Here is a 23278-nt window from a genome sequence, read left to right as displayed (position 1 = left end):
TTTTGGTTTTTTTGTTTTGCTGATTTGTGAGTCTTCCACAATACAATCAAAAAAAAACTTGTTGGGAGTAATGCCTTGCGTCTTGTCCAAAAAAGGAGATCGAGAAAGCTGGTTACATCCATTTACTATTTTGGCATTAACTTGAACGATACTAAAGGTTATGATCAGATACCGAATAGTTCGGCTTTTGTCATAATATCTTTAGAGACTATCGCAATTTTAGTTGTTACCATTAAATGCGATCTTGGCGATCGCCGTGATTTAGACGTTGCCACAATGTTTGATACACTGTATCTGGCACTGCTCCATGCAGCGATCTCCCTAGTCTATTTTTCTTCTGAGCTGCTTGTAGGCAACTCTCTTGCGGACAGATATAGGCAGAACGCCCCATGCCCTGATCTAATTGTACCTTTCCAGATGGAAAGACGCGGACAATCCGCCAAAACTCTTGTTTCAAGTTGACTTGACGACAACTAATACAACGCCGATAGTTCGGTTTCATCAGTCTTCTGCCAGATTTAAGTTAGATATCTTGGGGATACTAAACAATGTATTTTTTAATGCCTGTTGTTAGTTGTTAGTTGTCAGTTGTCAGTTGTTAGTTGTTAGTTGTCAGTTGTCATTGGGAAGAAATATTCCCCCTGCTCCCTGCTCCCTGCTTCCCTTCCTTTTTCAAATTATTGCAGATAAATTTGGGGAATTAATCTTCCTCGCTATTGTCAAATCTATCCTCATCCAATTCTAATTCTTCTGCCATTGCATCTTCTCGGTCAGACCTGTCATCCCTATCATTTTGGGATTGATATTGCGCTCTCACCGCTGCAAATTTAGTATTTTCGGCTTCCTCGTCATATTTAGCCTGATCTTTAATATCAATTTTCCAACCAGTGAGACGGGCAGCTAACCGCACATTTTGCCCTTCTTTACCAATAGCTAAACTCAGTTGATCTTCAGCCACTAAAACGTGAGTTTGGCGACTTTCGGGGTCCATGAGTCTGACTTCATCTACCTTTGCTGGACTCAACGCATTGGCAATATAGGTAGCTGGATCTGGAGACCAGCGAATCACATCAATTTTTTCACCGCGTAATTCATTAACTACCACCTGAATTCGTGATCCCCGCGCACCAATACAAGCACCAACGGGGTCTACATCGCGGTCTAGGGTATCAACAGCAATTTTTGTGCGGGGTCCTACATAACGAGAGGGAGGGTTAGCTTCTCGCGCTACAGCCACAATTCGCACTACCTCATCTTCAATTTCTGGGACTTCATTGGCGAATAGATAAACCACCAAACCTGCATCAGCACGAGATACCATCAATTGTGGCCCTCGTTGCTGCCCTTGGGAAACTTTTTTTAGATATACCTTAAAGGTAGCATTAGCCCGATAATTATCGTTGGGTAGCTGTTCTCGCTTGGGTAATTCGGCTTCTACTTCTGATTGTCCAAATCCGCTACTAACTGCCAAAACTACAGATTGACGTTCAAATCGCAATACTCTAGCTTGTAAAACCGTGCCTTCCAAGTCTTGAAACTCTTCTTGCACCATTTGGCGTTGTTGATCTCGCAGTTTTTGCGCCAATACTTGTTTCGTTTGCATGGCTGCCATGCGCCCAAATTCTCCTTGATCTGGGGTGACATCCAATACTACAGAATCTCCCAGTTGGGCTTCTGGGGCTACTTGCTGGACTTCATCTAAGGAAATTTGATGATCAGTGTTAGCAACTGCTTCAACAATGGTTTTGGTGGAAAGAACCCGAAATCCTTCACCCTCAATATCCAGTTCTACTTCAAAATTATTAAAATACTCTTCATCAAATTGTCTGCGTTCTAAATTTTGGGCGCGACGATAACGTTCGTAACCCTTAATTAAGGCTTCTCTAATAGCTGCTTGTACAGCTAAACGCGGTAAGTTTCGTTCTTGGCTAATACTTTCGATTAGCTCTTTTAATCCCGATAAAGTCACCATTGACATACGCAGTCTCCTAAAATTTTATAAGAAAGTAGGCTTAAAACCGTTCTATAAAACTTACCCAAAATTACCAAAGTCTAGACACATCTGGACAGCGATAACCTTAGTGTTTACTTCCTGCTTCATCACGGTCTTAGAATGGCTTCTAAGAGGTTTTTCCGCTCCACAGGCAATCTCGGTAGAACTTACCGTTTCTGACCCTAGACTTAAAATCTAAAACCTTTTTGGGTTTTTATGTTTGGGTGTTTTTTAAGCGAGAGAGGGGATAAATCTCTCAGTGACTTATGGTGTTACAATGTCTTTAACAGGTAAGGGTAATTAACCTGTACAAACACCCGATGTTGCCTAACGGCTCAACACTATACATTGACAATCTCTTTAGAGCGGAGAGTGTCAAGTCAGCAGTCAGCAAAATTAGATAACTGTTAAGAAATAATTGTGTTCTTTTCCCCAATTACTCCTTCCCAATTACCAATTACCAGTTACCAGTCCCTAATCCAACGTCTAAAATCTAAAATTGATTAGCTACGCTCATCTATTTGGACTTTGGTAATGAGGTTACGGGGAATTTTTACTACACGACCCTTTTGATTAAGGTAAACTGTAGTTTCATCCCGGCTAATCAATAGACCTATCCACTCTTGCTGTTGTTCGGAGGGTGGGGAAGTAGAAATAACTACAGGGAATCCTTTGAAGGAAATAAACTCCCTGTCTGTTACCAGTTGCCGCGAAATACCAGGACTAGATACTTCCAATATGTAACCGTCTGGAATGATATCGGCCGCATCTAATGAGGCTTCAACGGCACGGCTCATCCTTTCACAATCATCCAGTCCAATGTCCTGTAGAGGATTAAAGATATCTACTCGCAAGACTGGGGGGTTTTGGTTCGTATGAAAAACTATACTAACAACTTCCAATCCTAGTTCTGCGGCTACTGGTGTCGCCAAATCAATAATTTGTGGTATTAAAGGATGAGTCATGGGAGAATTCAATAAAAAAAGTGGGCTTCAACCCACTTCCTGCGATAGGGATATCTTCCAAGAAGTATTGTGACGAACTGTATGAGTTCGCCCCTAAAATGAGTGTAGCTTATTTCTTCAGTTAGTCATGACAGACTTGAAGAAATGGTCATTGGTCAGTTGTCATTTGTCATTGGTCAGTTGTCAGTTGTCAGTTGTCAGTTGTCATTGGTCAGTTGTCATTGGTCAGTTGTCATTGGGAAAATCTTTTTCTTTCCGTATTTTGCTTTTTACCTCTAAATTTAAGGTATATATCGTGAACTACCTACACTGACCTGACGGTACAGTGTAGGCTTCCCAATTCCATGGGGACTGCCTCGGACTTCATGGATTTTTTACGTCCCTAAGACTTTGGTCTTACATCCCCTCCAAGGGCAGAAGCGCTAGTTCCTAACGCCCAAAGTCGCAAACCTTCATTTCTAATATTTATTGCGGCATTGATATCTCTATCATGCTGTTTTTGGCAGTGAGGGCAATCTACAAACCTAACTCCTAACGAATCATATCCTTTTTGCAATACCGGAATTGGTAGTAGAGTTTCACTACAAAGTTGAGAAGACGGGAAGAAACGACCTATTTCTTGATAAGTATGACCAAATCTTTCAGCTTTGTATTTGAGCATGGTTTGAAACATTCCCCAACAAGAGTCACTAATAGCTTTTGCCAAGTTGGGATTTTTAACCATATTCTTAACTGCCAAATCTTCTACACAAATAACTTGGTTTTCGGATGCTATTTTGCGAGATAGCTTGTGTAGAAAGTCTTCACGGACTCTAGCTATTTTGCTAGAAACTTTTGCGACTAAACGTTTAGCTTTACGACGTTTATTAGATGTTTTATCGGTCTTCTTAGCTAGTTTTTTCTGCTTGCGTTTTTTATTCTTTTCGAGAAGAGCTAATTGCTTCTTAGGAAGGTCATATTTTGAGCCTTCGGAAGTTATAGCAAAGTTTTTCAATCCCAAATCAACACCAATAGCTTTTCTAATTGCAACTACCGGATTGTCATTTTGGTTAAAAAGAATAGATGCATAATACCTACCGTCTGCATTTCTTGATATTGTTACAGCCGTGAATTTTGCATCGGGCAATTCTTTATGGAACACGGTTTTCATCATCCCTAAATTGCCAGGAAACTTAATCACAGAATCCTCTGGCATCAGTTTCACATTTTGGGGATATTGAATTGATTGTTTACCATGTTTAGATTTAAAGTTAGGAAATTTAGCACGGCCTTCAAAAAAGTTGACAAACGCACTAGAAAGATTGAATGTGACTCGTTGCAACACTTGACTGTATGCAAGTCCTAACCATTCATATTCCTTTTTTAATCCTGGAAGCAACTTATCCATAGCCGCTTTAGAAAGCCCAATGCTTATTTCTTTATCCGCGACAGTAGTGGCATTAAGCATATAATTCCACAACCATCGAGTATTACCAAAACATTGAGCTAAATATGATTCTTGCTCATCAGTGGGATAAATCCTAACTTTAATTGCTCTATACATGGTATCGACCTTACCGCGTTCGTATATTCATGGTAACACAAATAATCAAAACATACCGAATAAAAAACGAATATTTTGCTCGTTTCGTCGTTGTAGTCTTTCCGGTTTTCGCTGCGCACCCTGCGGGAAGCAAGCTACAAATATGGTCAGACTACACCCGGATTTCTCACGCGCAATTCATCTCAACACTGACCTGAGTACAGGTACAGTGTGAGCCTTCTTGCTGTTTAAGGTAAAGCTCCCCAGTTTTATCAACCGGGGAGCTAAAATTTTTTAGTTCACCACAACGCCGTTTTACCTAAGTTTATGACCTGGTTAAACCAGGTGGGAACTGAGGGTTCTCATTTAAAGTTTCTGGGTACAAGCCCAGTATACTGCCACGAGAATTGTTTAGCTCCCTTGTTGTTAAAGACATAGATCAAAAAACTTGACGGCAGTCACCAATCGTCGTAGTGCAACTAACTCATTATAGCTTTGAAAAATAGTTTGTGTGTGTATTTTGGGAAAATTTTGGCAAATTTCTACTGGGGATACCAGATAGATTCAATTTTGTGTATAATGTCCTCTACTCCATTAGTGTGATCTTGATCTAATAAAACGGTGATATGTCCTAGCTTCCTTCCTGGACGAGCTTCTGTTTTTCCGTACCAATGAACAGTAGCCTGGGGAATATTTGCTAATTGTTGACGTTGTTTTTGGTAGTCACAATGGCTGTTTTCATATCCTAGCAAATTAACCATCACGGCACTAGCACAATGTAATCTAGTATTGCCTAATGGTAAACCACACACTGCTCTCAGGTGTTGTTCAAATTGGGAAGTTTCACAAGCATCCAGGGAAAAATGCCCAGAGTTATGGGTACGTGGTGCTATTTCATTAATTAAGATTTTACCTTGGGCGGTGAGAAATAATTCAATGCCACAGACTCCTATATATTGGAGGCTAGTTAATAGTTTATGGGCGATCGCTTCAATTTGCAAACTTTGCTCTTGGGTGATTTGAGCGGGGGCAATTACCCACCGACAAACCTGTTCTTTCTGGAGAGTTTCTACCGCTGGATAGATGACAATTTCCCCATTTACAGAACGGGCGGCAATTATAGCCAGTTCTTTGGTAAAAGGCACAAATTCTTCGACTAAAAACTGGCTATGAGTTTGATTAACTATTTTTGATAAAGTTGCAAAATCGGGAATGATAAAAGTTCCTTGACCATCATATCCATGTCTTCTGGCTTTGAGAACCACAGGAAAACCCAAATTTTCAATTTGAGATTCTAGCTTTTTTTCCCCTGATAATGCCAAAAACTGGGGAACTGGTAAACCTAAATCCCGTAAATAGCACCGTTGCTCATATTTATCTAACAGGGGTGCTAAAGCTGCTAGTTGAGGATGAAAACAAACACCCTGTTTTTCTAGCAGTGATAAAGCCGCAAGGTTAACAAATTCATTTTCAAAGGTAACGATATCACACTTTGTCGCTAAAATTTCTGTGGCAGCGGCATCATCAACTGCGGCAAAAATGCTATGTTGGGCAACAGATACGGCTGGATCATTGGGACTAGGAGTTTGGACTATTAATTCTACTCCCAGCTTATCTGCTGCATCTTTCATCATCCAAGCCAGTTGTCCACCACCAATTATACCAAGTTTCATTGACATCCTAAGGACTCACGAGTTTCTACACCAGTTTGAGAATTTACACCACTGGCTTTTTGACATAGCTCTTTAATTTGCGCTTTATCTAAAATTGCGTCTGTAAAATCTGCACCTGTGATATTAACATCTGTGAAGACGGTGCGGAGTAAAAGAGCTTCGATTAAAACGGCATTACTTAAATCAGCACCTGCTAATTTTACCTCATTCACCATCGCATTGGTTAAATCTGCTCCATGTAAATTTGCTTTTGTCATGACTGAAGCACTGAAAACTGTTCCTCGTAAGTCCGCACCTGTAAAGTTAGCCATTTCTAAGTTAGCGTTAGAAAATTCCGCAGCTTGTAAACTTTGTCCCGAAAAATCTTGTCTCGACAATTCGGCATTGCTATATGATAAAGGATGAGTCCAATCTGCTGATGCTGGCTGTGCAACGCACCAAACCATAATTCCCAAAATCCATCCTAAGCTCTTTTGCCAAAACATAGTTGATGAGTCCAAATTGATACTGGATAAGTTAAGTTTTGCATAAACGTTAATATTTTGTAATAACGCTTTTGGTAATTACTCCCTTTTTTAAATTTTAACTGTTGCTGATTCTGGAAAAAAATGGCATTATTGCTCCAGCAGGATTTTACTATTTACAATAATTCATTAAGTTTGATTACAAGTAAAGTTTGTTATCTTTTAAAGTCTAGTAGTCAGGACAACTGATAATCTGTTAGTTATGGTGATGGCTGTGGAAACAGGATTGTTAATATGTATAAAATAATTTGATAAACCTTTAAAACAATGAACTAAAAGTTATAGCGATATGTACTTGAATAAGGGAAAAAAGTCCCTAAAAAAGCCAGATAACACAAGATTTTTCCTGCTGACTGCTGCTATATCTGACTAAGATCTTTAAGTTATTAAAATTGACAAACTGCACACATTAACAAAGGAAATTGGTATTTATATGATAAATCATTACTCTATTCAATGGATTGAAGCATGGTGCTTAGAAAACGGTTGGACAGATTTATTTGTTGAGAGACGTGGTAACTATTGGGCGTTTCCTCCTGGTGGAGTCATGCCAGAACCAATCCCAATGAATGTGTTGAGAGTAATTAAAGAAAAAAATGGTTTAACTAATCAGGAAATGTATTGGGCTTGTGCGGCCATATCTACCACTATCCTAGCAGTGATTTACACTTTTTGGTTTAAATGTCCGATTCCCTTAGTTTTATCTTTTGCATTTAATGCTGTAACTGTGGCACAATTTGAACCAGAGGATGTCTAGATTTTTAAAAGCTGTCGCGCACTTAAATTGTATAATTTGGAGGCAGAAACCCGCCTATAGCCTAGATCAGGTTCAAAAACTAGATGCGTGACAGCTTACTTGCCACAAGAGAAGCGATCGCCTAAAATTAGATACAGGGGTAATCTAATTTCCAAAAAATTCAGTGATTAAAAAACATTGGCTATTATTGAGTTTATTTTTCATCTTCCTATTAACCTTTCAGCAAGCATTAGCCAAGAATAATTTACAGTTAAGAGTTAACCGCTACTTAGAAGTACGTAGCATTTTTGGTAATGTTATTTATGGAAATCAACAAACTTCCCAACCTGCCAATGTCGGCACAAAGTTGCAAAAGGTTGGTGATAGCATTGGTACAGGAAAGAATTCTCGGACGATGTTAGCATTAGATACAGAAATTGCTTTTGTGGAAGTGGCAGAAAATACAAAACTGCAAATTCAAAAACTGCATAGCACTAGTAATAATGGAAAAGTCACAGAGTTGCTGCTAACTGGTGGACAGGTGCGTTTAAAAGTACGTCCTTTGAACAATCGAGAATCTAGACTAGAAATTAAAACTCCAGCAGGGATTACAGGAGTCAGAGGTACAGAATTTGGTGTTAGTGTCCAACCTAGTGGGAAAACAGGGGTAGCAACTTTAAAAGGCCAGGTGGTAACATCTGCTCAAGGTAAAACTGTATCTGTAAATAAAGGTTTTCAAAGCTTTGTAATTCCAGGAAAACCACCTTCACCTCCAGTGCGTTTACGAGATGATACTAGTTTGCAAATAAAAATCCTGGCAGATATGGGCAATCAACAGGCAAAAATTGCAGGTAAAGTAGATCCTGTGAATTTAGTTATTTTAGCGAATGAATCATTAATAACCAATCAGAATGGAGAGTTTGAGGTGATAACAGCCCTTCCTAATAATCGAAAAATTGCAGTTAGTATCACAACACCTTTAGGAAAAAAGCAAAAGTATGAATTAGCTGTTCCTTAATAAAAGTAAGAACTGAAAATGTATGATCATGTTCACAGAAATCCAGCGGTTATTTGGGAAATTGTTTCCTGGTTTTATAGCCATGTTGATAGTTATTTGTTTCCTGTTACTGGGAATTTTTCAACCTTTAGAATGGATAACATATAACACCCTATTCCGACTAAGGGGAAATATTGACTGGAATCAGCAGATAGTAGTAGTGACAATAGATAACAAAAGTTTGGCAGAGTTTAAACAATTTCCCTGGCCACGGACAAGATATATAGAGCTATTAAATGTACTCGATACAGCCCAGCCAAATGTAGTTGTCTTCGATATTATTTTTTCTGAGTCTAGCCCCGATGATACGGCTCTGGCAAAGGCTATGAAACAACATGGTAAAGTGGTATTGGCAGAGGCTTGGGATACTCAAGGAGAACCTTGGTTTCCTGTCCCTGAACTAGAACAGGCCGCAATAACTACAGGACATATATTCAGTCAGAAAGATGGAGATGGTATAATCCGTAATGTACAGCCACTAAAAAATGGTATTTCTTCCTTAGGAATTGCGGCTATCCGGGCTTATGGAACTTTTATGGAAATACCCCCTTTGCCTAATTTAGAGCAGCCATTATGGATTAACTGGCCTAGTCAGGTTCAGCAAATGCCTCACTATTCCTTTAGTGATGTAGTGCAGGGGAAAGTATCAGCCGATTTATTTAAAAATAAAATTGTTTTAGTAGGAGTTACTGCTCCTGGTATTGATGTTTTAGTCACGCCCTTTAATTATGATCCACCCACGGGCGGAGTTTACTTACAAGCAACTTTTATTAATAATGTATTTCAAAATAATTTTCTCGATCTTTTTCCTTCTGGGGCATGGATAATATTATTACTATTGGCAGGTCCAGTCTGGGGTTTAGTAATTGTTCGTTGGCATTCTAGGAAAAAATTAGGATTCTGTATAGGGCTATGTGTACTCTGGGAAATTTTCAGTTTGCTCATGCTAAAAATCAATTATTGGCTACCTGTGGCTGCACCAATAACTTTATTAGGAATGACAACTGGAATTGTAATTTGGCAAGATGATCTGAACCTTAAAGCCGAAAATCAAACTCTCTACCGTCTGGCTAATTACGACAGCCTCACGCAAATTCCTAATCGTCGCCGATTTGATGAATATTTGCAGCAAGAGTGGGGACGCATGGCTAGGGACAAATCTGCACTCTCCCTGATTTTGTGTGATGTAGATTTTTTTAAACGATATAACGATACTTACGGACATCAAGCGGGAGATAGTTGTTTACAAAAAGTGGCTTTTGCCATGAGTCAAGCTATTAAAAGACCTAGTGATTTAGTAGCGCGATATGGAGGAGAAGAATTTGTAGTAATTTTACCAAATACAAATGCAGAAGGTGCAATAATTGTCGCCGAAGAAATCCGTGATCAAGTGAAAATATTGGCAATTTTGCATTCAGCTTCTGAGGTAAGTCAATATGTTACGGTCAGTTTAGGAGTTACTACTTTAATTCCTACTGCTGATATTCCGGCTGCATTCTTCATTAAAACAGCAGACGAAGCACTTTATCGTGCCAAAAAAGAAGGACGCGATCGCTTTCGGATCATTACTTCTAAAGATTTAGGTATAAATTAATAGTAATTTTGATATTACTGGTGAATTATCAAGTAATCAGATGGCTCATCTGGATAATACAGAAATATTTGAGTCTTAAGTAATAACAAATTTTGATTTTATTAATAGAAATACGACATAAGATTAACCAATTTTTAACCATTTCCTAGTTGTTTATTAATGTTGCTGGGATAAGTTGATAATTCTTTATTTGGACAAGTCTAATGGTTTATGCTGCCTTTAATGCGGACATAATCACAGCAGCCAATTTTTATAAATTCTCACGCAATCCCATGGCTATTTTACTGTGTTTTTCGATTTGTCCCATCACCTGTTTTGCCCGTTGAATTACCACTGTGGGTAAACCTGCTAACCTTCCTGCTTCTATTCCATAGGATTTATCAGCACCACCGGGTTGAACTTGATGTAAAAAGATAATTTGGTCTGGTAATTCTTTAACTGTAACTTGATAATTTGCCACATTTGAAATAATAGTAGCCAATTCATTTAACTCATGATAATGAGTAGCAAAAATCGTGCGAGATTTAATCTCAACTGCTAAATATTCTGCTACAGCCCAAGCAATTGAAAGACCATCAAAAGTTGCTGTCCCGCGACCAATTTCATCTAACAAAACCAAAGATCTCAAAGTTGCATGATTGAGAATATTGGCAGTTTCATTCATTTCCACCATAAACGTAGATTGACCTGTGGCTAAATCATCTACAGCCCCAACACGGGTAAAAATGCGATCGCACACTCCCAATTTAGCAAACTTAGCAGGGACAAAACTCCCCACCTGTGCCATTAATTGAATCAAACCCACCTGTCTTAAATAACAACTCTTCCCACTCGCATTTGGACCTGTCAAAATCACCAAATCAGGATTGTTGTCTATTGTTGTTTCTACTGACAACTGACCACTGACCACTGACAATTGACCAAGTTTAGTCGAATTAGGGACAAAAAATCCAGCAGGTAAAGACTGTTCCACCACCGGGTGACGACCATCAATCACGTTAATCTCGCGTCCTGTAAGCATTTCTGGACGACAATAACCTTGATGTACGGCTAATTCCGCCAAACCACATAATACATCTGACGCAGCTACGGCACGGGCAATATTACGGATGATTTCGGCATGAGAACCCACTTCATCCCGTAATGCGTCAAAAATCTGATATTCCAACTGATTTAAATCATCTCGCGCTGTGAGAATTCGGGCTTCTCGTTCTTTCAAATCAGGAGTAATGTAACGTTCCTCATTTGTCAGAGTTTGCTTACGAATGTAATTATCGGGAACTTGGTCAGATTTATTGCGGGAAATACTGATATAATAACCAAAAGTTTTATTAAATCCTACCTTCAAAGTGGGGATTCCCGTTCTTGTTCTTTCGTCAACTTCTAAGTTGGCAATCCATTGTTGATCACTTTCGACTGTAGCCTTTCTTTCATCTAAAAGCGGATTGATTCCCGCCCGAATTAAACCGCCTTCTTTTAGATGAGTCGGTGGTGATTCTACGATGTGAGCGTGTAATTTTTCTGCTAGTTCTTCGAGGCTGGGCGGGACTTTTTGCAAAGCTTTTAAGAAAGGTGATCTCGCATCTTCTACCAAGCGAGATAATTCTGGTAAACGGGAGAAAGAATCAGCTAAGGCGACTAAATCCCGTGCATTTGCTCTACCAGAAGCGGCTCTGACTGTTAAACGTTCTAAATCATAAATTTGCTTGAGTAAATGGCGTAGATCTTGGCGTAAAGGTGTATTTTCTACTAATTCTTGAATGGTATCTTGGCGGGATTTAATCCCTTTAATCTCCAGTAGCGGTTGTAACAACCATCTTCTTAAAGCCCGGCTGCCCATGGCGGTGCTAGTTCGATCTAAAGCCCATAATAGAGAACCGTGAAATGTGCCGTCGCGGACGGTTTGGGTAATTTCTAGGTTACGGCGGGTTTGATGATCTACTATTAAATAATCATTTAATGTATATGTGCGTAATAATTGCAGGGAGACGGGATTGGCTTTTTGTGTGTCTTCGATGTATTCTAAAAGACCACCAGCGGCGCGAACTGCCAGGGGGAGATGTTCGCAACCCAAACCTTCGAGCGATCGCACTTTGAATTTCTGCAATAATTTACTTCTAGCTTCTGCTTGGGAAAAGGGGACTTGCGATCGCAAACTATAACAAAATGTAGGTGGTAGACATTGGGGCAAAGAGGGTGAAGTTTCCCCTGGACGCAGTAAACTACCTAAATCGGGGGCGTTAGTGGGAAACAGGACTTCGGAAGGTTGTAAACGCATTAACTCCTGAGTTAAGTGTTCTAAATCACTACCTTGAGATGTGAGAAATTCCCCTGTTGAGATATCTGCGTAGGCTAACCCCCAATGATTGACAGCAATTACCACAGCCGCTATGTAATTATTCCGACTGGCTTTGAGCATTCCCTCTTCTAGCAAAGTCCCTGGTGTAAGAATGCGTGTTACTTCTCGCTTTACTAAACCAATGGCATCAGCGGAGTCTTCTACTTGGTCGCAAATTACCACAGCATAACCTTTTTCTACCAGTTGGGTTGTGTAGCGTTCCCAAGCGTGATGAGGTACACCTGTCATGGCAACGCGACCGACTTCCCCACCGTGTTTACTAGTTAAGACTAATTCTAATTCTCTGGAGACGGTTACAGCGTCTTGGAAAAAAGTTTCAAAAAAATCGCCTACTCTGTACAGCAGCAACGCATGAGGATACTTATCCTTGACTTCTACATAATGCTGATACATCTTACTCAGCTTGCTGCGGTCTTCTACCAGATTTGTATCAGTAAGTGATTTGTTGGGTTGATTGGGTTCTGGTGTGGAAGTCGTCATAAGACCTTGCGGTAAGTGGGAAACGAGCGAGTTTTTAGACCTGAGAGGGAAGCGACACGGGCGGTTTTAACCGCTTTGAATATTTTTTCATTACCGCCTTGGAGTTGAAAAATTCGGGGTACTTTTGTGATGTACTTTCAACGGGACAATTACCGATTCAAATTTTCCAACTCTGTACGCATAATGTTTTGCTCCAAAGAGCCTCCCATTTCTGGGGTAATGTTAGCTAGATGCCTCCGGCACGCTGCGCGAACGACCAGTTATAAAAGCTTTTTAGACTTGCAACACTGTTTCAGTGACCTTAAAACTGTTTAATTGCAAATGACAGAGCAGGGAACTAGTGAAGCAGCGCGGTCTTGGGGGTTTCCCCCATGAGCGACTGCTGAACCCCGAAGGGGCTACGCATTCCGGGGTGTCGTGGCTCAAATAACGGCTACCCTTCGACTCCCTTCGACACCGCTCAGGGCAGGTCACTCAGGGTGGTCTGGTCAGCACGGCTTGCTTGATTACTCTTGCAAGCCCAGTCCCTTTAGGGCTGGGTTACTGACGGTAGATGCTGAGAATTTATTGGCACAGATTATTGTGATTCCTTCTGATCATAACGTGATGTGGGGGATTGGGAGCGATCGCTTCAGGTTTATTTATTTTTATTAAACTACCCTTGGTATTGAAATGATTTTTTCCTTTTGGTGCAAATCTGGGTTAGAGTTTCTTGTTTGTAACAATTAATTGATATTTGTTGCCAAAATCACTGTTTTAGTTAGACTCTAAGAAGACAACAAAGCAATTATTTTTATGAACACTCTTTCTAGTCTGGAATTTAAACGGTCAACTTGGCAAACAGCGATTATGTTAACTCTGGGCTTCTGGCTCAGTGCTAGTCTGGTTTTAGATTGGGTAATTATGCCTAGTCTTTACTTTGCTGGTATGATGAATGAGGCTAATTTTTCTACAGCAGGTTATCTGGTTTTTTGGAATTTTAATCGCCTAGAATTATTGTCTGCTACTGTGGTTTTAACTGCTGTACTGGCTATTAGCAAGACTAAATCTAATTGGCCTTTAGGTAGTATTGCTTTATCTGGAATTCTGTTAACAGTAGCATTACTAGATACTTATTTCTTAACTCCCCAAATGTGCGCTCTAGGTGCTAATTTCAGCTTACTTACTAGTAATCTAGTTCCACCACAAATGAACTTATTACACAGCGGTTATTTTCTATTAGAAGCATTAAAGCTAGTAGCAGGTGGTATTCTGTTAAATTTGTACTGGCGCGAAGCTTAATGTTTAAAAAGTAAAAAATATCACACTATCAAGCATAAACACTGGCATTGTCCGGGATTTTGAAGATTGCTATCTAGCTAAACATTAACCCAATATTTGTCATACTAGATATAGTATAAAATAGCGTGCAGAATCTGGGTTAATGAATCGCCAAAAACCTCAATTTTTGGTGAGCTTATGACAAAGTAATTCCCAGCCAACATCACCGGACTGTTAGTAAAGATAGTGGTCAAACTAATCATAATGATTAAGAAATCAGATTTTGTCTTAGCTCCCTACATGAAGAGCAACGACTTACGCGCAACTTATCAAGTCCTTAATACAGTTGTTCCCTATATTTTGTTATGGATTTTAGCAGCAAAAGCAGCAGAATTTTCCTTTTGGTTGCTGCCACCGATCATGATTTTGATCATACTATTTTCACTGCGTTGTTTTTCTTTAATGCACGATTGTGGACATTATTCACTCTTTAGATCAAAACGGGTCAATAGAGTGGTAGGGTTTATTTTGGGAGTGATGAATGGCATCCCTCAATATCCTTGGTCAAGGGGTCATGCTTTTCATCATAAAACAAATGGCGACTGGGAAAAATATAAAGGACCGGCTGCATTAATCTCCACAGAGCAGTTTAGTAAACTTAGTCCTTTTGCCCAAAAGCGGTATGAATTACTTAGGCATCCATTAATGCTTTTGCCCGGCGGTTTTTTCTATCTAGCAATTAAGCCCAGACTGGCACTAATCGCTGGTTTGTATGGTTTTATAGGTCATTTGCTGACTTGCATACAGAAAGAACCGACTATGGATATCAAGGAAATCATTTACTCTTATAAATCCAGAAATTGGTACACAACAGGAGAGTTTTTTGATATCCTTTTCAACAATATTTGCGTAGTTAGTAGTTGGATTTATTTGGGTTATTTACTAGGATTTGGATTCTTCTTTGGGGTTTACTCAATCACTCTCACCTTTTCAGCAGCAATTTTTATCTGCATCTTCTTTGTACAGCACAATTTTGATGGCTCTTACGCCCATAAAACTGAAGGTTGGGATTATACTCTAGGAGCATTAGAAGGTAGTAGTTACTTAGAATTACCCAGAGTTCTTAAATGGTTTGGGGCAGACATAGGCTACCACAATATTCACCATCTTTCTGAAAGAATACCTAATTACAATCTGGAAGCTTGCCATAATCAAAATATTCATTTACTGACCCATGTAAAAAAGCTAAAAATAGCGGATATTCCTGATTGCTTCCAATTTATTTTGTGGGACGCATCGGAGGATCGTCTTGTATCTATCGCTTCATTTCATCAATCAACCGCTTACGGTAGTAACTTTATGTTACAGTAGCGGATCTGCTTAATTTCCGATCATTTATAAGAGCATCCGGTAAGCGTAAAACTCAGCGGCTAAAGCCGCTGAAATATAAGCGACACTTCGACAGGCTCAGTGCATCGCACGAGGGATTTTAATCCCTGTGGTATGTTAGAATTAAATTGTGAGTAAGAACAAAAAACATCTATGTGTTGAAGCATCCTAGTACGGATAAATCCCGGCTCATAAGAAACAACGGTTAGGTTCAAGTCCTAACGGCAGTATTGACAAGAAAGAGCGAGTAATGGCAGGGTGTGGAGCGTACCGAGTCTTGGCTTAGTGATGGATTCTGAAAACACTGAAAACAATAAAAGTAAGCGCAATTTCGACACCTTGATTGGCAGTTGTTTTGAGCGTCTAGGCGGCGTTTGGCGGTCGCAGCGAGATTGGATTGGGCTAAACCCTTAATCTAATTCTGTCAGTAGAATCTCAGTGGCTTGGCTCCCTGAGAGTGTCAATCCTCTTCACTGTTGGGTAATAAGAGACGGATAGCAAGAATGGCAAATCCCACAGCAGCGATCGCTTTTAAAATCCGTGTAGGTAAAAATTGGGACACCGCACCACCAGCTAATGCGCCCAGGAGACTGGTTAATACTAAAGCACCTGCTGTACCAAAAAATATAGCTTTTCGAGATTGTCCTTGTCCAGAAAGAGCGATCGCTGCTAATTGACTTTTATCACCCAATTCTGACAAAAATACCGTGACAAAGCTTAGTCCTAAAAGATGCCAGTTCATAATTTCCCCAGTTCACAATATTTACAAGTATTAACCCTGAATTACATCCCATACCAACATGACGGAAATCAGTAATAACATCACCCCGGCTGATTTCTCAACGGTTTTAGGGCTAAGTTTTGTAGATATCCAACCACCTAATAATACTCCCAGTAAGCTAGTAGTAATTAATGCTACTGCCGAACCCAGAAAAACCACCCAAGGGGCATGAGATTCTGCACTCATTAACAGGGTAGAAAGTTGGGTTTTATCACCAATTTCCGCGAGAAAAATGGTGATGAAGGTTGTCCCAAATACCATAAATACAGATTCTTTCGGTTGGGGATGATCCTTAACTATGGATTGATGTAATTGGCTTTCAGTTTCTGATAAGTGGGAAATGCTGACAGGTGGAGTATCAAGTTTCACAGGCGCTAATCTTGTCTCTAAGTTGTTTTCATATTCTCTTTATTTTCTCATATTGTTGTCATAAATTGCAACTGGATTTGTTAAAAACCGACAGCTTGATCAAAACGGATTTGTTCCAAACTGCGATCGCTCTGCTTATACTCGTCAAGAGGTAATATCGAGCAAATAACAGTATTTATTTTTCGCATAAAGATTATTGATGAGAATACACGCTTAGAGGGTGTTTGAAAAGTTATGGTTGATGTATCAAATATTTTTTACCCCACCCTAACCCTCCCCTTGTAAAGGGGAGGGAACTGGATTTTTATTGTTTCCCCCCTTGTAAAGGGGGGACTAAGGGGGGTAGCAATGTGATGAAAATTACGGAATACCACTTTTCAAACATTCTCTTAATTAATGATATTAAAAAGTAATCTAAAACAAAATCTCTGATCACAACTTTGAGTGCTAAAATACCGGATATAGAGCGAATTGAAGATATTCATCTCAGAAGTTCTTTGAGATTCTCTATATAATTGCTTGTTAAGAAAAGTAAGAAATATGAAAATACAGAGTTTTAAATTCAGTAACCATAAAGAAAATTGGCACATTGAGGAAGTTAAATTTGAGAGTCTAAATTTACTTGTCGGTGGTTCTGGAGTTGGAAAGACAAGAATTTTAAAGGCACTTGACTTGATTTGTGATGTTGCAAAAGGTAGAAATCGTAACTTAGATGATTTAGAATGGAGTATCAATTTCTCTCATTTAGGACAAAATTATAGGTGGGAATTACAAAGTTCCTCACTCAAGGACGAAGAAATTATTCTAAATGTAAATGAGTCAGAACAGACTGAAATTGTGTATGAAAAATTAGTTCAATATGATGATGATTCTGAACTGGAGATACTTGTCCGCAATGATTCAGATTCAAAATTCAATAGTGAAAAATTACCTAAATTAAAAAGAACTGAAAGTGCAATTACTCTTCTTTCAGAAGAAGATTTGATTATTCCAGTGGGTAAAGCATTTGAGCGATTAATATTTAACTTTGAAACTCGTCAACAATTGAGAATTGGACTTGGTTCTGATCCTTCTAAAATACCAGTTTATATTGAAAATGATGAAATTCAAAATTTTAAAGAATATTTTGCTAATTTTCCACCAGTCGTAAAGGCTTTTTATTTGCAGAAATTTTTTCCAGATGTTTTCAATGAAATTAAAGAGTATTATATTGATATTTTTTCAGAAGTTAACGATGTGAGAGTTAGTAGTGAGAGAGATAAAGATGGTGATTTTATGCTATTCTTTGAAATCCAGGAGAACGGTTTAGAAGACTGGATTCCTCAACAGCGAATTTCATCCGGTATGTTTCGTACTTTAATTTTTTTGGTTGAAGTAACTGCTGCTCCTGAAGAATCCGTGATTTTAATTGATGAATTTGAGAACAGTTTAGGAATTAACTGTATGGCTGAACTAACAGATTTTATCCTTGATAAATCCCCAGATGTACAGTTTATACTTACTAGCCATCATCCATATATTATCAATAATATTCCTTGGAAAACTTGGCAAATAGTTAGTAAATACGGAAATGAAGTCAGAGTTAGAAAAGCTTCTGACATTCCAGCACTTGATACAGCTTCTAGCTTAGATAAATTTACTCAATTAATTAATTTACTTAACTGGGAGGAATTTTCTGCGTGAATCTTTTATTTTTAGTAGAGGGGGAAAAGACCGAGCCAAAAGTATATAAGGCATGGTTACAACATTTATTTCCTAGCTTAACTTTTGTTGTTCGACCTGAAGATATGACAATGAATACTTGTCGAATTATTGCAGGTAATGGCTATCCGAGTATGGTTGATAGACAGAAGAAAAATCCAGAAGTTTCTCGACTGGAAGCCTGTCTAATTGATATAGAAAGATTCGGTAATGTCAATCATTTCTTTATATGTATTGACTCTGAAGAACATTCTTATACTGCTCGTTTTCATGAACTTAAATCTAAACTTGATGCACTCAAATCTGGCTACAATATAGATAGTTCAAAAACAGAGATTCATATAATAATTCAGCATTGCTGTTTTGAAACATGGGCATTAGGTAATGCAGAAATTCCTAACGAATATCCTTTAATTAAAAGTTCCACAATTTTATCAGATTTTAAAACATATTACGATGTTTTAGTCAATGATCCTGAAGAAATGTCCTGCTGTCCAACTGGACGTACTTTTAGCACGAAAGCGCGATTTCATAAACACTATCTACAAGAATATCTCGGACAGTTTGGTTTGTTTTATAGTAAGAAAAATCCAAAGGTTGTAGAGGATAAAAAGTATCTAGATGCGTTAAAAAAGCGATGTGAATCAATGAATCATTTATCTAGCTTGAAATTATTGTTAGATATATGGGATAGCATAGAAACTTTGTAAGCAGTAGCAAAACTTAGGTACATGAAGGTGAATCTCCCATTGATTACTGCGCTCAAAAACACAATGAGAGAATACCTGTATGAATTAAATCAAAAGCCAACAGCTTTATCAAAGCGGATAAGTTCCAAACTGCGATCGCCATAAACCCCCTCAATTTGCTGATGACAGCAATCAATCGCAAAATCGTTCACATCTTCCGCTTCAATCCCATACATCTCCTCAAAAGTCTCTGCTTCCACACGACAGAACCAAGGACGGGTAGAATAGATTTTACATTCTCGCGTACCATGATCATAATTTACACACCATCCTCCCTCACCGACCATACTGAGATAAAGTTCTAAATCAGGTGGTGAAAGATACTCTTCTATATCTGGACGATCCGCTGGTGTCAGGTTACAACAAGCCCCACACTGAGCTATACATTGCCAAGTAGCCATATTTTTAACCTTCTAGTATTCCTGCTATTCTACTTTTTTATGACTTTTCTTATAATTTTGTGAAGTAAATTAAATTTTAGATCCCCTAAACAGATATGATAAGTTGCGGGTTTTGTCATTGAATTATTAAATCTTTTTAAACCATTAAAATCATTGGGAGGAAAAAATGGACATTTTAGCTAACATCAATTGGGAAGTCGTCTTGCAGTTAACTTGCGTGGGACTAATTGTGATTTCAGGACCCATAGTCATCTTCGTTCTAGCATTTCGCAACGGCAACCTGTAAATTGGGTAATTGGTAATTGGTAATTGGTAATTGGTAATGCTTTGTCTAATCACCAATTACCCGTTGGAGATAATAGAATCTTAAATTACCCATTTAAGAGAGTTTTTAATCTTTAATTCTGCACAGAGGTAGACAAAGCCTGAATTGCATTTTGCACAATTCCCTCATATATGGGTTGAGATAGATTTACCTGTTCAGCATTTTCGCGGTTGAAACCCAACAAACCAAATTTATCTTCTGGTCGCATGACTAAAACTTTACCTTCAGAATTTTTAACTCTTAATTCTCTACTTATACCATTTTCATAGATTCCGCAGGTATATTGACGCTGTTTATATTCAAAACTAGCCCGTGATAGATTTGGTGAATTAGTGAAAAGTTCAACAACGTGATTTGGGAGTTTTGCACCTACTAACTCCATTTCAATGGTAGTTTTGCCATTAAAGTTATTTTCACGCAGTTTGTAAGCAATATCCAATCTTGATGGTAAGGGAAAATAATCACCCCAACGCCATGCTATGCCTTTAATTTCTTGACGCTGATTGTCTATAGTTTGGGATACAGTTAATTTAATGTGACCTTTCCCAACTATTTTCTGTTCAATCACTTGGACATTAGCAGTCCAAAAAATTGGATCTGAGTTATCAATACCGCAGGGGTGAAGAATATTTAACTGCTGAAAAATATCCTGGTTAATTTCGTGGATATTAACTTGAGTATCTATTTTCAACAGCGGTTTAAGGTGTTGAAGTTCCAAACACTGATTTGCAAATGCAGATAAACGCAACCGCAATTCTGGTAAATTCTCCGCTGGTAAAGAAAATCCTCCCGCAGCTTTGTGGCCGCCAAATTTACCTAATAAATCTCGACAAGCATCTAAAGCTGCAAATACATGAAATTCAGGAATTCCTCGCGCTGAACCCCGAATTATGGTTTCATTTTCGTAAGTTCCAATAAATACAGGAACACCATAACGTTCTAGTAAGCGAGAAGCAACAATCCCAATAACACCATGATGCCAATTATCTTTGATAACAACTAATACGCGGTCTTTTTGTAAAGAGTTTATATATAAATCTTCAACAATGGCAATGGCTTCTTTTTCAATTTCCTCGCACATTTGTTGACGTTGAGTATTAGTTTGTTCACATTGGATAGCTTTAGCTAGTGCAATACCAAAATCATCAGTTGTGAGTAAATCAATGACAATTTGGGGATCACCAATTCTGCCGATAGCATTAATTCGTGGTCCCAATCGAAAACCAATATCTTCGGGTTTTAAAGATTTAGAAGTTTGATTTTTTTCTCCTTCGCTGGCTTGAACTCCGGCAATTTGAATTAATGCTTGTATCCCTGGTAAATTAGATTTTGGTAATAACTTTAAACCCCGTTTTATCCAGCGACGATTCACACCGGTTAAAGGGGCTAAATCGGCAATAGTTCCCAAGGTAAATAAAGCTAACAGTGGCTGCACTAAACCTTTGATTTCTCCTAATTGTTGGGCTAAACAAACGGCTAAAATGTAAGCCACACCCACACCAGCTACACCCCGATAGGGAGAAGATTCAGCTATTAGTTTCGGGTTGAGAATCGCGTTAGCTGGAGGTAATATTTGGGGAACATCATGATGATCTGTGATAATAACTTTTAAACCCAGTTCTCTGGCTCTAGTAATTGGTTCAACCGCAGAAATTCCATTATCCACCGTCAGAATTAGTTTCACCCCTTCATCATGAAACTCTTCGACAATCCGGTTATTAATCCCATAACCATCGTGCATTCGACTAGGAATAGCATAATCAACATCAGCGCCCAAAGCCCTAAGACTTCTCAGCAGTACTGCAGTACTGGTCATACCATCAGCATCATAGTCTCCACAGATAGCTATCTTCTCTTTATTGGCGATCGCTAATTCCAATAATTCCACACTCGCAGCTAAATCAGGGAATTCTTCGAGAGGAGAAGGTAAAATCAGAGATTCGGGATCTAAAAATATCTTGGCATCTTCTGGGGTTTCCATGCCCCGATTAATTAATAATTGGCTGATAATTGGGGAGATATTTGTTAAATTCGCTAATATTAAACTAGCTTCTGGATTTTTTGCTGCAATTTGCCAACGTTGATTGGGTAAGCGTTTGGAAGATTTGTCATTGGTCATAGAAGAGTTAAAAGTCTATTTAATAGACTATTCTAAGTTACGTATTGTCAGATATCAAATCGGTTCTATATGACTATAATTTTAACCAATGACGACGGTATTGATGCACCGGGTATTGCAGCTTTATTTAAAGCAGTAAATGGTAAGTCGGTAATTATTGCTGCACCGCAATCACATCAATCTGGCTGCGGACATCAAGTTACTACCCATCAACCGATTAATCTTCAACGGCGTTCAGATTGTGAATATGCTATTGGTGGCACTCCTGCTGATTGTATCAGAGTTGCCATTTCACATATTGCTGAAGATATCAACTATGTAATCTCCGGTATTAATGCTGGTGGAAACTTGGGTGTTGATGCTTATATTTCTGGGACTGTGGCTGCTGTTAGAGAGGCTGCAATGCACGGAATTCCCGGAATTGCTGTTTCTCAATATCGTCACGGTAAACGCGATTATGATTGGGATGCGGCTATGAGATGGACATCTGCATTGTTAGAATATTTGATGGAACTTCCCCTCGAACCTGGATGTTTTTGGAATGTTAATTTACCACACCTGTTACCGCAACAAGCAGATCCAGAAGTAGTATTTTGTCAACCTTGTTCCAAACCTTTACCTGTTAATTACCGAATAGAAGGTGATGATTTTTACTACACAGGAGAATATAGTAAACGAGAGCGGACTCCTAATGGTGATGTTGATATATGTTTTTCTGGAAAAATCGCAGTCACTAAGTTAAGGGTTTAAGGTAATTAGAGCTTACTAATTCAGGTTCTAAATTCTTCTTCCTTCTTTCTTCTTCCTGATAGCGTAGCGTGGCGTTAGCCATACTCCTGACTCCTGACTCCTGACTCCTGACTCGGTGACTCCTGAACTCCTCCTATAATTATTCATCTTGCAACAAGGATACAAGTCCATCTAAGGTTTGTGACAATTGAGTGATTTGTTCCATAGAATCCTTCTGAGAATCAGCCAAACTTTGCACAGCGTCACATAAAGCAAAAATCTGATATCCTTGCTGCTGTACTTGTTTTCCTTGAGCCTCTATTTGTAGACTCAGAGCATCTACTCTGTGAGCAAGACGTTCAATTGTCTCAGTTGTCGAGAGTACAGCGTCTCCAATCTGTTCAACAATAGATTCTAGACGACTGATTCTTGTTTCTATTCCAGTTGCAATCATTTCTGGCCTGCTCCAATCTTGAGGAAAAATCATCACAGTAATATTCCTAAATATTCATTCAATAGTTTCATAATCAGCATTATTAATAAATAAAGTAA

At 38.8% G+C, this 23278-nt stretch carries 21 protein-coding genes and 1 other RNA gene; 9 read left to right on the top strand and 13 right to left on the bottom strand.

The genetic code is table 11. The features are described from left to right. Positions 1-232: 232 nt before the first annotated feature. The 7 genes from ANA_RS21100 to ANA_RS21075 all read right to left on the bottom strand — a co-directional run bounded on the left by ANA_RS21100 (position 233) and on the right by ANA_RS21075 (position 6638). Positions 233-502, bottom strand: coding sequence for a YlxR family protein (locus ANA_RS21100; RefSeq protein ID WP_015083448.1), 270 nt, complete (start codon positions 500-502; stop codon positions 233-235). A gap of 198 nt (positions 503-700) precedes the next feature. After that, positions 701-1978, bottom strand: coding sequence for a transcription termination factor NusA (gene nusA, locus ANA_RS21095; protein WP_015083447.1), 1278 nt, complete (start codon positions 1976-1978; stop codon positions 701-703). Between the two features lie 518 nt (positions 1979-2496). Beyond that, on the bottom strand, positions 2497-2958 hold the full coding sequence (gene rimP / locus ANA_RS21090) for a ribosome maturation factor RimP (RefSeq protein ID WP_015083446.1): 462 nt from the start codon (positions 2956-2958) through the stop codon (positions 2497-2499). Positions 2959-3340: 382 nt separating this feature from the next. After that, the gene (locus tag ANA_RS21085) at positions 3341-4501 is read right to left on the bottom strand and encodes an RNA-guided endonuclease InsQ/TnpB family protein (protein ID WP_015083445.1); all 1161 of its coding nucleotides are present in this window, start codon (positions 4499-4501) and stop codon (positions 3341-3343) included. Positions 4502-4775: 274 nt separating this feature from the next. Next, positions 4776-4960: non-coding RNA, 6S RNA (gene ssrS / locus ANA_RS25075), on the bottom strand. Between the two features lie 62 nt (positions 4961-5022). Then, positions 5023-6159, bottom strand: coding sequence for a 5-(carboxyamino)imidazole ribonucleotide synthase (locus ANA_RS21080; RefSeq protein ID WP_041458589.1), 1137 nt, complete (start codon positions 6157-6159; stop codon positions 5023-5025). Then, positions 6150-6638 carry a pentapeptide repeat-containing protein gene (locus ANA_RS21075; RefSeq protein ID WP_015083443.1) on the bottom strand — a complete coding sequence of 163 codons (489 nt, stop codon included), beginning with the start codon at positions 6636-6638 and terminating at the stop codon, positions 6150-6152. The genes ANA_RS21080 and ANA_RS21075 overlap by 10 nt, the downstream gene beginning before the upstream one ends. Before the next feature lie 472 nt (positions 6639-7110). On the opposite strand from ANA_RS21075, the gene ANA_RS21070 reads away from it, so the two are divergent. The 3 genes from ANA_RS21070 (at position 7111) to ANA_RS21060 (ending at position 10064) form a co-directional block, all read left to right on the top strand. Continuing rightward, positions 7111-7434, top strand: coding sequence for a hypothetical protein (locus ANA_RS21070; protein ID WP_015083442.1), 324 nt, complete (start codon positions 7111-7113; stop codon positions 7432-7434). Positions 7435-7858: 424 nt separating this feature from the next. Next, positions 7859-8431 (top strand): FecR family protein, encoded by a 573-nt coding sequence (locus ANA_RS21065; protein ID WP_371260430.1) that lies wholly within the window; start codon positions 7859-7861, stop codon positions 8429-8431. Between the two features lie 28 nt (positions 8432-8459). Continuing rightward, positions 8460-10064: a diguanylate cyclase domain-containing protein gene (locus tag ANA_RS21060; RefSeq protein WP_235082079.1), complete on the top strand. Its 1605-nt coding sequence runs from the start codon at positions 8460-8462 to the stop codon at positions 10062-10064. A gap of 250 nt (positions 10065-10314) precedes the next feature. Here the strand turns inward: ANA_RS21060 and mutS are convergent, their stop codons facing one another. Next, entirely contained in the window at positions 10315-12903 is a 2589-nt protein-coding gene (gene mutS, locus ANA_RS21055) for a DNA mismatch repair protein MutS (RefSeq protein WP_015083439.1), read from the bottom strand. Between the two features lie 795 nt (positions 12904-13698). Here mutS and ANA_RS21050 point away from each other — a divergent pair. Then, complete coding sequence (locus ANA_RS21050; protein ID WP_015083438.1) at positions 13699-14184, top strand: hypothetical protein; 486 nt, start codon at positions 13699-13701, stop codon at positions 14182-14184. Positions 14185-14427: 243 nt separating this feature from the next. Next, positions 14428-15534, top strand: a complete 1107-nt coding sequence (locus ANA_RS21045) for a fatty acid desaturase (RefSeq protein ID WP_015083437.1) — start codon at positions 14428-14430, stop codon at positions 15532-15534. A gap of 478 nt (positions 15535-16012) precedes the next feature. On the opposite strand, the gene ANA_RS21040 is transcribed toward ANA_RS21045, so the two are convergent. Continuing rightward, positions 16013-16294 (bottom strand): TMEM165/GDT1 family protein, encoded by a 282-nt coding sequence (locus ANA_RS21040; RefSeq protein WP_015083436.1) that lies wholly within the window; start codon positions 16292-16294, stop codon positions 16013-16015. Between the two features lie 30 nt (positions 16295-16324). Further along, entirely contained in the window at positions 16325-16702 is a 378-nt protein-coding gene (locus ANA_RS21035) for a TMEM165/GDT1 family protein (protein ID WP_015083435.1), read from the bottom strand. Between the two features lie 540 nt (positions 16703-17242). Between ANA_RS21035 and ANA_RS21030 the strand changes: the two genes are divergently transcribed. Together ANA_RS21030 and ANA_RS21025 are read left to right on the top strand one after the other, a co-directional pair. Beyond that, the gene (locus tag ANA_RS21030) at positions 17243-18385 is read left to right on the top strand and encodes an AAA family ATPase (RefSeq protein ID WP_015083433.1); all 1143 of its coding nucleotides are present in this window, start codon (positions 17243-17245) and stop codon (positions 18383-18385) included. After that, positions 18382-19113: a hypothetical protein gene (locus ANA_RS21025; RefSeq protein WP_015083432.1), complete on the top strand. Its 732-nt coding sequence runs from the start codon at positions 18382-18384 to the stop codon at positions 19111-19113. The genes ANA_RS21030 and ANA_RS21025 overlap by 4 nt, the downstream gene beginning before the upstream one ends. Positions 19114-19202: 89 nt before the next feature. Here the strand turns inward: ANA_RS21025 and ANA_RS21020 are convergent, their stop codons facing one another. Beyond that, positions 19203-19553, bottom strand: a complete 351-nt coding sequence (locus ANA_RS21020; protein WP_015083431.1) for a YkgJ family cysteine cluster protein — start codon at positions 19551-19553, stop codon at positions 19203-19205. 166 nt (positions 19554-19719) lie between these two features. Between ANA_RS21020 and psb30 the strand changes: the two genes are divergently transcribed. Continuing rightward, positions 19720-19839 carry a photosystem II reaction center protein Ycf12/Psb30 gene (psb30, locus tag ANA_RS25070; protein ID WP_028084264.1) on the top strand — a complete coding sequence of 40 codons (120 nt, stop codon included), beginning with the start codon at positions 19720-19722 and terminating at the stop codon, positions 19837-19839. Between the two features lie 112 nt (positions 19840-19951). Here psb30 and recJ read toward each other — a convergent pair whose 3' ends face one another. Further along, positions 19952-21997 (bottom strand): single-stranded-DNA-specific exonuclease RecJ, encoded by a 2046-nt coding sequence (gene recJ, locus ANA_RS21015; protein WP_015083429.1) that lies wholly within the window; start codon positions 21995-21997, stop codon positions 19952-19954. 69 nt (positions 21998-22066) lie between these two features. Between recJ and surE the strand changes: the two genes are divergently transcribed. Further along, a complete protein-coding gene (gene surE, locus ANA_RS21010) occupies positions 22067-22747 on the top strand; it encodes a 5'/3'-nucleotidase SurE (RefSeq protein WP_015083428.1) in 681 nt (226 codons plus the stop codon). A 139-nt stretch (positions 22748-22886) separates the two neighbouring features. Here surE and ANA_RS21005 read toward each other — a convergent pair whose 3' ends face one another. Continuing rightward, positions 22887-23180: a hypothetical protein gene (locus ANA_RS21005; protein WP_015083427.1), complete on the bottom strand. Its 294-nt coding sequence runs from the start codon at positions 23178-23180 to the stop codon at positions 22887-22889. Positions 23181-23278 lie beyond the last annotated feature (98 nt).

Origin of the sequence: Anabaena sp. 90 (genome assembly GCF_000312705.1) — a bacterium.
Lineage (GTDB): Bacteria > Cyanobacteriota > Cyanobacteriia > Cyanobacteriales > Nostocaceae > Dolichospermum > Dolichospermum lemmermannii.
Note: the sequence above shows the minus strand (reverse complement) of the source record. Positions and strands in the feature narration are given on the sequence as shown.